Annotated in this window: 14 protein-coding genes; 2 read left to right on the top strand and 12 right to left on the bottom strand. The window is 73.3% G+C overall.

From position 1 onward, the window contains the following. Positions 1-23 precede the first annotated feature (23 nt). The 3 genes from C2L59_RS43615 to C2L59_RS43605 form a co-directional block, all read right to left on the bottom strand. Positions 24-1,082, bottom strand: a complete 1,059-nt coding sequence (locus C2L59_RS43615) for a glycosyltransferase family 4 protein (RefSeq protein ID WP_103355437.1) — start codon at positions 1,080-1,082, stop codon at positions 24-26. Positions 1,083-1,203: 121 nt separating this feature from the next. Further along, on the bottom strand, positions 1,204-2,682 hold the full coding sequence (locus tag C2L59_RS43610; RefSeq protein ID WP_103355436.1) for a serine/threonine-protein kinase: 1,479 nt from the start codon (positions 2,680-2,682) through the stop codon (positions 1,204-1,206). Positions 2,683-2,819: 137 nt separating this feature from the next. Then, positions 2,820-3,620: an inositol monophosphatase family protein gene (locus tag C2L59_RS43605; RefSeq protein WP_103355435.1), complete on the bottom strand. Its 801-nt coding sequence runs from the start codon at positions 3,618-3,620 to the stop codon at positions 2,820-2,822. 29 nt (positions 3,621-3,649) lie between these two features. Here C2L59_RS43605 and C2L59_RS43600 point away from each other — a divergent pair, with 29 nt between their 5' ends. Then, positions 3,650-4,348: a creatininase family protein gene (locus C2L59_RS43600; RefSeq protein ID WP_103355434.1), complete on the top strand. Its 699-nt coding sequence runs from the start codon at positions 3,650-3,652 to the stop codon at positions 4,346-4,348. Here C2L59_RS43600 and ribA read toward each other — a convergent pair. Genes ribA through C2L59_RS43570 form a run of 6 tightly spaced genes read right to left on the bottom strand, consistent with a single transcriptional unit; the run spans position 4,337 to position 9,342 of the window. Continuing rightward, positions 4,337-4,990: a GTP cyclohydrolase II gene (gene ribA / locus C2L59_RS43595; RefSeq protein ID WP_199199699.1), complete on the bottom strand. Its 654-nt coding sequence runs from the start codon at positions 4,988-4,990 to the stop codon at positions 4,337-4,339. The two genes, C2L59_RS43600 and ribA, sit on opposite strands and share 12 nt — an antisense overlap. A 13-nt stretch (positions 4,991-5,003) precedes the next feature. Further along, entirely contained in the window at positions 5,004-6,002 is a 999-nt protein-coding gene (locus tag C2L59_RS43590) for a lysylphosphatidylglycerol synthase transmembrane domain-containing protein (RefSeq protein WP_199199696.1), read from the bottom strand. Then, complete coding sequence (locus C2L59_RS43585; RefSeq protein ID WP_103355433.1) at positions 5,999-6,889, bottom strand: class I SAM-dependent methyltransferase; 891 nt, start codon at positions 6,887-6,889, stop codon at positions 5,999-6,001. The genes C2L59_RS43590 and C2L59_RS43585 overlap by 4 nt, the downstream gene beginning before the upstream one ends. Next, positions 6,886-7,953 carry a glycosyltransferase family 4 protein gene (locus tag C2L59_RS43580; RefSeq protein ID WP_103355432.1) on the bottom strand — a complete coding sequence of 356 codons (1,068 nt, stop codon included), beginning with the start codon at positions 7,951-7,953 and terminating at the stop codon, positions 6,886-6,888. Before C2L59_RS43580 ends, C2L59_RS43585 begins: the two co-directional genes overlap by 4 nt. Next, complete coding sequence (locus C2L59_RS43575; protein WP_103355431.1) at positions 7,950-8,348, bottom strand: 6-carboxytetrahydropterin synthase; 399 nt, start codon at positions 8,346-8,348, stop codon at positions 7,950-7,952. Before C2L59_RS43575 ends, C2L59_RS43580 begins: the two co-directional genes overlap by 4 nt. 31 nt (positions 8,349-8,379) lie before the next feature. Then, positions 8,380-9,342, bottom strand: coding sequence for a zinc-binding alcohol dehydrogenase (locus tag C2L59_RS43570; RefSeq protein WP_103355430.1), 963 nt, complete (start codon positions 9,340-9,342; stop codon positions 8,380-8,382). 67 nt (positions 9,343-9,409) lie between these two features. Here C2L59_RS43570 and C2L59_RS43565 point away from each other — a divergent pair, with 67 nt between their 5' ends. Then, positions 9,410-10,159, top strand: coding sequence for a CDP-alcohol phosphatidyltransferase family protein (locus tag C2L59_RS43565; RefSeq protein WP_103355429.1), 750 nt, complete (start codon positions 9,410-9,412; stop codon positions 10,157-10,159). Here the strand turns inward: C2L59_RS43565 and C2L59_RS50525 are convergent. The 3 genes from C2L59_RS50525 to C2L59_RS43550 form a co-directional block, all read right to left on the bottom strand. Further along, positions 10,104-10,406, bottom strand: a complete 303-nt coding sequence (locus C2L59_RS50525; RefSeq protein ID WP_370444834.1) for a transposase family protein — start codon at positions 10,404-10,406, stop codon at positions 10,104-10,106. The genes C2L59_RS43565 and C2L59_RS50525 overlap by 56 nt on opposite strands. Positions 10,407-10,546: 140 nt before the next feature. After that, a complete protein-coding gene (locus tag C2L59_RS43555; RefSeq protein ID WP_103355428.1) occupies positions 10,547-11,503 on the bottom strand; it encodes a DNA polymerase domain-containing protein in 957 nt (318 codons plus the stop codon). A 76-nt stretch (positions 11,504-11,579) separates the two neighbouring features. After that, complete coding sequence (locus C2L59_RS43550; RefSeq protein WP_103355427.1) at positions 11,580-12,464, bottom strand: LysR family transcriptional regulator; 885 nt, start codon at positions 12,462-12,464, stop codon at positions 11,580-11,582. Between the last annotated feature and the right edge of the window lie 80 nt (positions 12,465-12,544).

Genomic DNA, 12,544 nt, shown 5'->3' with positions numbered 1-12,544 from the left:
CCAGGTCAGGGCGAGGGCCGGCGTCAGGCGACGATCCGCGGTTCCGAAGCCAGCCGCGACAGGACGTGCGTCAACCGTCGCGCCGCCACGTCCCACTCCTCCAGGGCGCTGCCCCGGCCCAGTGCCGCCGTGCGCAACGAGCGGCGCAGCTCCGGGTCCGCGTACCAGCGGTGCAGTGCGTCCGCCAGTGCGTACGGGTCGTCCGGGCCGACCAGCAGGCCCGGCATCTCGCCGTCCGCGTCGACGCCCAGGGCGTCGTACACCCCGCCCACCTCCGACGCCAGGACCGGGATACCCCTGGCCAGTGCCTGCGCCACGTACATACCGGACGTCGCCGCGCGGGCCGGGATCACCAGGAGGTCCGCCGCGTTGTAGGCGGCGGACAGGTCGACCTCGTCGCCCGCCAGGGTGATGCGGTTGCCGAGGCCGAGGCGCTCGATCGACCAGCCGAGTTCCTCGACGTACGCCGGGTCCGCCGTCAGGGAGCCGGCGAAGACGCAGGACAGGGCCAGGTGGTCGACCTCGCCGAGGGCCTGGACCAGCAGGTCGTGGCCGTTTCGGCGGGTGACGTCGCCGACGCACAACAGGCGTGACACGCCGTCCGCGCCCGCCGCGAGGGGGGCCGCGTCCGTGCCCGGCTTGGCCACGTAGACGCGGGCCGGGTCGAGGTCGTGGCGGTCGATCAGGACCCGGGCGAGCCAGGGGCTGGTCGCGACGACCATGCCGGCCATCCGCAGCGTCTCGCGCTCGCAGGCGTCGAGCTCCGCGGCGTGCGCCGGGTCGAGCCCCGGCTCGTCGGCGAGGGCCTGGTGGACCAGCACGGCCAGGCGCAGGCGGCGCGCGTGCGGGACGACGATCTCGGGTACGCCGGCGGCGATCATGCCGTCGAGCAGCACGACCGTCCGGTCCGGGAGCGCGGCGAGCGACCGCGCCAGCCGGCGTCTCGACGTCGCGTCCGGCTCCGGCCAGTCGCCGGCGATCGGCAGCTCCAGCACCGGCTGGCCGACCGCGGGCAGGGTCTGGCACATCCGCTTGTCGTAGGTGTCGCTGCCCGGTGGCGCGGCCGGGAGGATGAACACCATCGGGTCGGCGGGCCTCATCGCGCGCGCCGGAGCAAGGCGGTGGGAACGGGCACAGCTACCTCCAGCGTGGGTCGACGGCGGTGACGGCTCATACGTCACACGCACCCCGGGCCGCGAAGGTTCAGCTCTGCGAGTCAATCATCCAAACGCCGTTCACCTGGACCATGGTGAAGGTGTCGTTTTCGCCCTGACCGCCGTCGTAGGTGACGTGCGCCGTGACCCGGTTCGGCCCGGCCTCCTTCGCCCCCGTCACCTGCACCGACTTGTACCGGCCCCAGAAGTTCTTGTACGTCTCGTATGTCTGGTTGCGCGAGGCCCGGAAGTGCGGCGTGAGCAGGTTCCACGCCGCCTCCGGGTTGGCCGGCAGCAACGCGTAGTAGCCGGTGAGGGCGTCGACCGGGCTCTTCGACGAGGCCACCGTCGAGACGGTCGGCAAGGACGACGGGGCCGAGGTCGCCGAGGTCGGCGGGGAGGACGGCGCGGGCGAGGACGACGGCGGCGGCGTGGGAGTCGCGGACGCCGAGGTGGACGGCGCCGTCGTCGGTGGCGGCGCGGCGACGTTGTCGTTCGGCGACTTCTGCCGCACGACCAGCAGGATCGCCACGACGACCGCGACGCACAGCAGCGCCGCGCCCGCGCCGACGGCGATCAGGCCCTTGCGCGCGCCCGGCGAGACCGCGGTGACCTCGCCCGCGGGCACGGCGACCGCGGCCGGCACGGCGGGCACCGCCGGCGGCTCGGCGTCCGGGATCGTCGCGGCGAGCACCGAGTCCCCGGGCTCCGCGTCCGGCAGCAGCGCCCGCAGCTCCTGCTCGACCTCGTCCATCGACGGCCGCTCGGTGGGCTCGGAAGCGAGCATCCGCAGCAGCAGCGGCGTCAGCCGGCCCGCCTTCTCCGGGGGCACGACCTCGCCGCTGGACGCCTTGTACAGCAAGGCGATCGGGTTGTCGGCGGTCCCGTACGGCGACTGCCCCTCGACCGCGGCGTACAGCGTGGCGCCGAGCGAGAAGACGTCGGCGGCGAAGTCCGCCTCCTCGCCGCGGGCCACCTCCGGCGCGAGGTACGCGGGCGTGCCGGCGATCTCGCCGGTGGCCGTCAGCTTGACGTCACCGATCGCCCGGGAGATGCCGAAGTCGGTGATCTTCGCCGTGCCGTCCTCGGCGACCAGGATGTTGGCCGGCTTCACGTCGCGGTGCACCACCCCGGCGCGGTGCGCGCCGGCCAGCGCCGAGCTGATCTGCACGCCGACGCGGATGGCGTCGTCCACCGTCGCCGGCTCCTCGCCGAGCACCAGCGCCAGGCTCTTCGACGGCAGGTACTCCATCACCAGCCACGGCCGGTCCTCCTCCTCGAGGACGGCGAATACGGTGATCGCGTGGGAATGCTGCAGCCGGGCGGCGATCCGCGCCTCGCGCATCGCGCGGTTCTTCGCCTCCTGGGTGCGCTGCTCGTCGTGGTCGTGTGGCAGCAGCAGTTCCTTGATCGCCACCGTGCGGTCGAGCTTTTCGTCCTGCGCCCGCCACACCGTGCCCATCGCGCCGCCGCCGATCGGCTCGACCAGCCGGTACCGATCGCGGATCCGGCGACTTTCCACGAGCATCCACCATTCTCCGATGTGGCCGACGAGATCCGGTCAGCATGCCAGGCCGGGCGGCCGACCGGTACCAACGTAGCCGAAAACCTTGCGCGGACAGCGCAAACGACCGCTGTGGCGCCGCTTACGTGTACCCGGGAATCCTAACGAACAACCCCGTACGCACGATCAAGTGCGTCCACGATCTCCTTGCGCAGCCCCGCGCCGACGGCGATCGTCGCCGCGGAACCGACCGTGTGCTCGCGGCCGTCGCGGTCCACGACAACGCCGCCGGCCTCGCGCACGAGCAGCACGCCGGCCATGGTGTCCCACGGGTTGTTGGACAGGATCAGTGCGGCGTCGAGCTTTCCGTCCGCGACCCAGGCGAGGTCGATCGCCGCCGTGCCGAGCATCCTGATCTTCTGCGCCCGCGCGCCGAGGTCGGACAGGAGCGTCAGCCGGGCGCGGTTCTTCTCCTCGGCGAGCTCACCGATCGCGAAGTCGCCGACGGCGATCATCGCGTCGCGAACTTCCGTCGCGGCCGACGCACCGACGCGCTCTCCGTTCGCGAAAGCACCTTCGCCGCGCGCGGCGGTGTACGTGACGCCGAGGTACGGCAGCGCGATCGCGGCGACCGTGCTGTGGTCGCCGTCCACCAGGGCCAGGGAAATCCCGCAGAGCGGAATTCCGCGGGCGAAGTTGGCGGTCCCGTCGATGGGGTCGAGCGCCCACCAGCGGCCGCCGCGCTCCCCGCTGCGGCCGCGCTCCTCGCCGAGGATCCCGATCTCCGGCGTCTCGGCGGCGAGGAACGCCCGCAGCGCATCCTCGACCGCCGTGTCGACGTCGGTCACCAGATCGCGATCGCCTTTCGCGGAAACGGAAAAAGCCGGGCGCGACCGGACGATCCCCGTCGCCTTCGCCACGGCCTCGCGCGCGATGTCCAGTAGTGCGGCATGCTCGGTCATGCTCACCAACCTAGTGAAGGGCCGCAGCGATGACCGATCTGTTCCCGCTCGCCACCACCGCCGACGAGCAGGAGCGGCGGGCGTCGGTCGCGGTGCTGCCGGTCGGCAGCTTCGAGCAGCACGGCGCGCACCTGCCGCTGGCCACCGACACGATCATCGCGGCGACCCTGGCGAAAGCGGTCGCCGGCCGCTACCCCGTGCTCCACCTGCCGCCGATCACGATCTCGTGCTCGCACGAGCACGCGGCCTGGGCCGGCACGGTGAGCATCTCCGCCCGGACGCTGCACGCCGTGGTCACCGACGTCGCCGCGTCGCTGCGCGCGTCGGGCGTGGAGCGGCTCGTGCTGGTCAACGGGCACGGCGGCAACTACGTACTGTCCAATGTGGTCCAGGAGGCGGCCGGCGCGCTGGCGCTGTTCCCGGGCGTCGCGGACTGGCAGGCGGCGCACACCGCGGCCGGCCTGCGGACGTCCCCGGACGACGACATGCACGCGGGTGAGCTGGAGACGTCGATCCTGCTGCACGCCCACCCGCACCTGGTCCGCCCCGGACACGAGGAGGCCGACCACGTCACCGACCGGGAGCACCTGCTGACGCTGGGCCTGCGGGCGTACACGGAGTCGGGGGTGGTCGGCCGTCCTTCGCTGGCGACCGCGGCGAAGGGGCACGTCCTGCTGGACACGCTGGTCCAGCGCTTCGCCGGGGTGCTCGAGGTGTTAGGCGCCTGAGTAGGCCTGGCCCAGGTGCGGCAGCAGGTGGGCCATCCGCTCGGCCTTCGTCCGCAGGTACCGCAGGTTCTCCGGATTCGGCGGAACCAGCAGCGGGACCTGCTCGCTGATCCGGATTCCGTAGCGCGTGAGCTGCTCGACCTTCTGCGGGTTGTTGGACAGCAACCGCACCGAGCGGATGCCGAGGTCGGTCAGGATGCCCGCCGCCGCGTGGTAGTCGCGGGCGTCGACCGGCAGGCCCTGCACCACGTTCGCGTCGACCGTGTCGAGGCCCTCGTCCTGCTGCAGCCGCATCGCCTCGAGCTTCGCGAGCAGGCCGATGCCGCGGCCCTCGTGGCCCTGGACGTACACGAGCACGCCCGAGCCCTCCTCGACGATCCGGTCCAGCGCCACCGCCAGCTGGTCGCCGCATTCGCAGTGCGTCGAGCCGAAGACGTCGCCGGTCAGGCACTCGCTGTGCACCCGGGTCAGGGCGCCGAGGGGCGAGATCTCGCCGTACACCAGCGCGACCTGCTCGGTACCGGTGCGGTCGAGGTACCCGACCGCGCGGAACGTCCCGTGCCGGGTCGGCAACCGGGTCTCGACCACCCGCTCGACCACGGCCCGGCGCGGCAGCTCCCCCGCGACCTCGCTTGCTGTCATGGCCTCCACCTCTCTATCCCGGCACTTCCACCTGGAAGGGCCGGGCCGTTCGTGCGGCACTTTCACGTGAAAGTGCCGTCCGGCGCACCCCAGCGAGGCTCCGGACGAGCAGGACACCGGCGCCCGGCAGGCTCGCGACCAGCGTGAGCACGCCGTAGACGACGGCGACGGTGACACCTTGGGCGGCGCCCAGGCCGGCCGCGCCGAAGAGCAGGGCGCAGACGCCCTCGCGCGGGCCGAAGCCGCCGACGTTGAGCGGCAGGCCCATCGCGAGCAGCGCGAGGACCATCAGCGGCACGAGCTGCCACACCGGCGCGCCGACCCCGGCGACCCGGGCGGCGACGACGAACAGCGCCAGGTGCCCGGCCAGCGTCGCCACCGACAGGAAACCCACGCTGGGCCAGGTCTCGCGGGTCAGCAGGCCCAGCCGGACGTCGGCGAGGGTGGCGGCGAAGCCGCGCCGGAACTTCGACGGGCTGTGGATCCAGCGCCCGCCCAGCAGGCGGCCCACGACCAGCGCGGCCACGGCGGCCACCGCGACGACCACCCCGGCCACCACGACGACCTCGCGGAACGCGCCGGGCACGACCCCCGGCGACGCGAGCACGACGGCGACCGCGGACGCGATCAGCACGACCTGGCCCGCGGTCCGCTCCAGGACGACGGCCCGCACGCCGCGGGGCACGTCCCCGCTGTCGCGGCCGTGCTGGACCGCGCGGTGGACGTCGCCGAGGACGCCCGCGGGCAACACGCCGTTGAGGAACAGCGCCCGGTAGTAGTCACCGACCGCGGCGCGCAGCGAAAGCCGCAGGCCGAGCCGGGTGGCGACGATCTGCCAGCGGCCCGCGCTGAGCAACGTCGTCACGAAGCCGATGGCGAGGGCGGCCAGCACGCCGACGGCGCTGATCCGGCCGAGGCCGTCGAGGAAGGCGGCGCTGCCGAGCTGCCAGACGAGGACCGCGAGGATGCCGACGGCGCCGAGGATCCGCAGCCAGGCCAGCGCGCGCTTCACGCCGCCACCTCACGGCTCGGCGGCAGGACCAGCAGGTCGCCGTGGTGGATGACCGCGTGCAGCTCGCCGGCCGCCGCCGGCTCGAGCCGTCGCTGCAGGTAGCCGTCGGCGACCGGACGCAGCCCGGGCAGCTGCTCGACGGCCGCGCCGACCCAGCCCTCGAGCCACTGCCGCTGCAGTTCGGCCTGGTCCGGGCCGAGCCGCCAGGCGCTGTCCGCCCGGACGACCCGGGCGCCGAGCCTCTCGAACGCGGTCGCGGCGACGTCGACCGCGTTCGGGCCGAGAAGCCGGCGGCCGTCGTCGGTGACGCGGCGCTGGTGGGCGTTGAAGGCGGCGGCGACGGCCGGGTCGAGCGGGTCGGCGGGCGAGAGCTCCACCTTGCCGGTGACCGACAGCATCAGCAGCGCCGCGCAGCCCGCTTCGACGACCGCCGTGGCCAGGGCGGTGACCTCGTCCCTGGTCAGCAGGTCGAGCAGCGCGGACGCGGTGACCAGCGACGTCCCGGCGAGGTCGGCGGCCCGCAGCGCGGTGACGTCCCGCTGCTCGGCGACGACGTCGACCGGGCTGCCGTCCAGCGCGGTGTCCGGCAGGCCGGCCTGCGCGTGGGCGAGCAGCTCGGTGTCGTGGTCGTGCAGGATCCAGTGCTGGGTGCCGGGCAGGCGCGCGGCCAGCCAGCGGCCCAGCGAGCCGGTGCCGCAGCCGAGGTCGCGGATGACGAAACCACCCCGGGGGGTCCGGGGGGCAGCGCCCTCCCGGGCGGGGTGCGGGGGTTGCACCCCCGCAGTCTCGGCCAGGTGGACGCGCAGCGGGTCGAGGAGCTCGGTGGCGCGGGCCGCGGCGTCCGCGGGTTCGCGCAGGTAGAGCCAGTCCGGCGCGAACGCGGTCATGCCGCCGCCTCCTGCCGGAGGAGGATGTCGGCGATCCGGCGGGCGGTGTCGTCCCAGCCGGTCAGGGTCTCGCGGCGCAGCTTCGCCGACGCGCGCAGCCGCGTCCGCAGCGCCGGCTCGGTGAGCCAGCGGCGCAGGGCGGCGCCGAGCGCCTCGACGTCGTCGCCGGGGACGAGCATCCCGGGCACCGAGCCGTCCGGCGCGACGCCGAGCGTGTCGGGCAGCGCGTCGACGTCGGTGGTCAGCACCGGCACGCCGCGGGCGAGGGCCTCGGTGACCACCATGCCGAAGGTCTCGGCGCGCGAAGGCAGCACGAGCAGGTCGGCGGTGTGGTAAGTCGCGGCGAGCGCCGCGCCGGTGCGCGGGCCGGTGAGCGTGAAGCGGGCGCCGAGCCGGTGCTCGCGCAGCCGCTCGACGTACTTGGTCTCGCGGCGGATCCCGCCGACGCATTCGCAGGTCCAGCGCAGGTCGGCGACGGTTTCGAGGGCCTGGGCGAGCACGCCCTGTCCCTTGCGCGGGGTCACGTTGGCCACGCAGACCAGCCGCGACACGCCGTCGGTGCCGATGGCCGGCGGCGAAGGGTCGACGCCCGGCGTCACCGCGTGCACGCGGTGGGGGGCCAGGCCGTGGTGGCCGATCAGCCGGCGGGCGGCCCACTCGCTGGTCGCGACGACCGAGCCGGCGGCCCGCAGCGTCTCGCGTTCCAGCGCGTCGAGCTCGGCGGCGAGCGCGGGCGGCAGGCCGGTCTCGTCGGCCAGGGGCAGGTGCACCAGCACCGAGAGCGAAAGGCGCCGGGCCTGCGGGACGACGACCTCGGGCACCCCGCAGGCGACCAGGCCGTCGAGCAGCACGGCCGAGCCGGTGGGCAGCGCGGAGAGGAGGTGCCCGAGGACCGCGCGGGCCTCGGTGTCCGGCCGCGGCCAGCTGCCGGCGACGGCGATCTCGCGCACGTCGAGCCCGGCCGCGGCGAGCCGGTCGCACATCCGGCGGTCGTAGGTGTTGCCGCCGCTGGGGACGGACGAGTCGTCGACGTCCCCGGGGAGGATCACGTACAGGCTGTTCACAGGGCACGCTCGTAACTCGCCCAGGCGACGTGCGATTCGTGCAGCGAGACGGCGATCCCTTCGAGGCCGCGCGCGCCTTCGCCGAGGCGTCCGGCGTGGACGGCGTCGGCCAGGCGATCGGCGATGACCTTCGCGAGGAACTCGGTGGAGGTGTTGACGCCCTTGAACTCCGGCTCGTCGTCGAGGTTGCGGTAGTTCAGGTCGCTCAGCACCGCCTTGAGCTCTTCCGTGGCCTTGCCGATGTCGACGACGATGTTGTCCTCGTCGAGCTCGGCCCGGCGGAAGGTCGCATCCACCACGAAGGTCGCGCCGTGCAGGCGTTGCGCGGGTCCGAAGACCTCCCCGCGGAAGCTGTGGGCGACCATCACGTGGTCACGGACGGTGATGCTGAACACCAAGACCTCCGATGCGTTCGGGTGGACGTGGTCACTGCGGCTGATACATGACACGGAGGCACAGGGCGGAAAGTTCATTTGCGGCCAGCCGGGGTAACACGGACGGAAGATCGTCAAACATGCATTCCCCGCTGACCAGCGCTTCGAACGCCGGATCGGCCAGCAGATCGAGGGCGACGGCGAGGCGCTGGGCGTAGCTGCGGTCCGGCCGGGCGACCGTGCCGACCTGGCTGCTGCGGATCACCAGCCGGCGCGAGTGGAAGTTCTCGCCGAGCGGGACGCTCACCCGGCGGTCGCCGTACCAGGACAGCTCCACGACCTCACCTTCCGGCGCGAGCAGCTGCAGGGCTTTGGCGAGGCCGTCCTCGGACGCGCTGGCGTGCACGACGAGGTCGCAGTCGCCCCGGGCGTCTTCGGGAGTCGAGAAGTCGACACCGAGCGCGGCGGCGATGTCCGCTTTGGCGGGATCGACGTCGACCAGCTGCACCTTCGTCGCGGGGAAGCCACTGAGGAGTTTCGCCACGCTCGCCCCGACCATCCCGGCGCCGATGACGGCGATCCGGTCGCCGAGCCGCGGGCGCGCGTCCCACACGGCGTTGACCGCGGTCTCGACCGTGCCGGCGAGGATCGCGCGCCCGGGCGGGACGGCGTCCGGCACCGGCGTCACCGCGCTCGCCGGGACGACGTACGCGGTCTGGTGCGGGTAGAGGCAGAAGACGGTCCGGCCCTCGAGGTGCGGCGGTCCCTGTTCGACGACGCCGACGTTGAGGTAGCCGTACTTGACCGGGCCGGGGAACTCACCCTCCTGGAAGGGCGCGCGCATGACGTCGTGCTGGCTCGCCGGGACGCCGCCGCGGAAGACGAGGGTTTCGGTGCCGCGGCTCACGCCGGAGCACAGCGTGCGGACGAGGACGTCGTCCGGCCCGGGTTCGGGCAGCCGTTCCTCGCGCAGCTGTCCCGAGCCGGGACTTTGAACCCAGAAAGCCTGTTCCACGTGTTTCTCCTCAGCGGGCGACCGGAGGCTGGTGTCGCCACCCTATGAGCAATTCGCGGAGTCGACGATGATCAAACAGGACCTTCTCCTGCGCTCGGTGGTCCCGGCGCCGGTGCTCGCCGCGGGGGTCGTCGCGGGCGGTTCCGGCCCGCTCGCCTGGGCCACCGGGGTCGCCTACGGCCTCGCCCTGGTGCTGCTGACGGAGTGGGGCCTGCGCCGCAGCGGGCGGCCCGCGTTCGGCCCGGCGGACTGGATCACCTTCGCCCGCGCCACGCTCGTCGGGTGCGCGGCGGCGCTGATCGCGGAAGGCGACTTCTCCCTCGGCTGGGTGGTCGGACTGGTCGGCGTGGCGCTCCTGCTGGACGGCCTCGACGGCCAGGTGGCCCGCCGCACCGGCACGGCCTCGGAGTTCGGCGCGCGCTTCGACATGGAGGTCGACGCGTTCCTGATCCTGCTGCTGTGTATCCAGGTGTCCCGCACGCTGGGGCTGTGGGTGCTGGCGATCGGCCTGATGCGGTACGTGTTCGTGGCCGCCTCGTGGACCATGCCGTGGCTGACGGCGCCGCTGTACCCGAGCATGGCCCGCAAGACCGTCGCGGCGGTGCAGGGCGTGGTGCTGGTGGTCGCGGTGTCCGGGCTGCTGCCGGTTCCGCTGGCCTTCGCGGCCGTCGCGCTCGCGCTGGCGTCGCTGGTGTGGTCATTCGGCCGGGACGTCGGCTGGCTGGCCCGCCACCGCGTCGAGCCGGCCCGCATCATCACGCTCAACCGCGCGGCCCTGCGCCGCCCCCTCGGCTACGGCCACAACCAGGCGGCCTGACCCGCCTGCCCTGGAACGCCACATTGAGGTTTTCTCTGTAGCGGCCGTGGTGTTCGTGGTGGGTCAGTACCAGGGTGGCTTGGACGATGTGGCCGATGCGGTGGGGGCAGCGGCTGATGCGGTGCAGTGCTCGCCAGCGGGTTTCGAGCAGGGCCATGGCGCGTTCGCCGAGGGCCCGGGCTCGGGATTGCCGCTGGCTGTAGACCCGCTGGCGGGGGCCGAGGGGTGGTTGACCAGCGCACCCAATGTGGCGTTCGGTGCATCTGACGCACCCAATGTGGCGTTCGGTGCGTCCAGCGCACCCAATGTGGCGTTCGGTGCGTCCAGCGCACCCAATGTGGCGTTCGGTGCGTTGAGCGCAACCAACGCCACATTGGGGCGCTTTGCCTAGCCCGGCTCGCGGGCCGCGCGGGCCCGGCGTTTGCCCTCGTGCATCGCGGCCACCCGGGCGATCGGGATCGTGTGGCCCTCCTCGACCAGGTCCGCCGGCAGCACGAACGGCTCCGGCATCTCCCCGGTCCACGGATCACCGCCGGAGAGCAGGTCCGGAACCGTGTGGACGGTGAAGTCGCCCGGCTTGACGCCGTCCAGCTCGGCCCAGCGGACCGGGAACGACACCGGCACGCCCGGCCGGTGGCGCGGGCTGTACACCGAGATGACCGTCGCGCCGCCCGCCCGCGTCGAGTCCAGGAACACCTTGCCCTCGCGGCGCTCGACCACGAACTCCGTCGTGCCCAGGGCCGGGTCGAGCCGCTCGGCCCGGACCGCCACCGCGCGCGTCGCCGCCGCGATGTCCTCCGTCGGCTGTCCCGGTGCGAGCGGGACGAAGACGTGGACGCCCTTCGAGCCGCTGGTCTTCACCGCGCCGTCGAGGCCGTCGTTGCGCAACGCCTCCCGCACCAGCTTCGCCGCGCCCACCGCCAGCGAGAACGGGGCGTCCGGGGGCGGGTCGAGGTCGAGGACCAGGTGCGTCGGCCCGTTCGCGGGCTCGCGGTGGAACAGCGACGTGTGGTACTCGATCGCGCGCTGGTTGCCGAACCACAGCAGCGTGCGCAGGTCGTTGCCCAGCGCGTAGGAGACGTCCCGTTTGGACGTCTCGGCCCACATGGTGGCCCGCTCGACCCAGTCCGGGGTGTACTTCGGCAGGTTCTTCTGCATGAACGGCCCCTGCCCGCGCAGCACCCGCAGCACGGTCAGCAGCCGGTCGTGCAGCTCCGGCAGCATCCGGCCGGACACCGCCTCGAGGTAGTCGAGCAGCTCGCGCTTCGTGACCCCCGCGTCCGGGAAGACTTCCTGGTCGAGACTGCTCAGCTTGACGCCGTGCCTGATCTCATCGCCGCTCATCGGACCACCCTCGCGTCCCCGGGTGGAGCGGTCAACTCTCGAAGGGCCGTGTCCGTCTTCCACCCAGGGAACGGGTTCAAGAGCGGTAGGCCGCCCGGGCGAAGGCGATCAACGCGCGCGCCGCCGGGCTCAGCGGACCCTCCGTGCGCCACGCCAGCGCGAGCATGCCCCGCAGCCCCGGCCCGCGGAGCCCGATGATCCGCAGGTCCGCCTGGTGGTACCGGGCCAGCGACTCCGGCACGATCGCCACGCCGAGCCCGCGCGTCGCCAGCTGCACCAGGACGTTCGGATCGGCGGCCTCGAAGGCGATCCGCGGCGTCAGTCCCGCCCGCGCGAAGGCCGCGTCCAGCGCCGTGCGCAGGCCCGTCCCCTTCGGCAACGCCATCAGCGGGAGGCCGTCGAGCTCGGGGATGCCGACTTCGTCCCGGCCGGCGAGCGGGCCGGGCGGCGCGGTGACGGCCAGGAACGGCTCCTCGAGCAGGACCTGGGTCGCGATGCCGGCCGGCGGGGCGGTCGAGATGCCGACGACGGCGAGGTCGAGGCGGCCCTCGCGCAGCGCGGTGAGCATGGTGTCGCTGTCGGCCTCCGAGAGCGTGATCTCGACCGCCGGGTACCGCTCGTGGAAGCCGGCCAGCAGGTCGGGCAGCCCGATCGGGCCCACCGACGTCACCATGCCGATCGCCACGTGCCCGCGGACCAGCCCGGCCAGCTCCTCGACGGCTTCGCGCACGCCCCGGACCGCCGCGAGCGCGGCCCGGGCGTGCGGCAGGGCGGCGGCGCCGACGTCGGTGAGCCGGACCGTCCGCCCGGAACGGTCCAGCAGCTCCTGCCCCAGCTCCCGCTCCAGGCGTTTGACCTGGGCACTCACCCCGGGCTGGGCGACGTGCAGCCGCTCCGCCGCGCGCGTGAAGTTGCCTTCCTCCGCGACGGCGACGAAGTACGCGAGCTGGTGCAGTTCCATAAGCACTGATTCTAGTGCGTAGACAACCTAGATCTTGGACTTCTGATCCAGTTCGCCCGAAGCTGGGAGCAGCGAACGAA

This window comes from Amycolatopsis sp. CA-128772, from assembly GCF_002904295.1.
GTDB lineage: Bacteria > Actinomycetota > Actinomycetes > Mycobacteriales > Pseudonocardiaceae > Amycolatopsis.
This window is presented reverse-complemented; position numbering and strand designations above follow the sequence as displayed.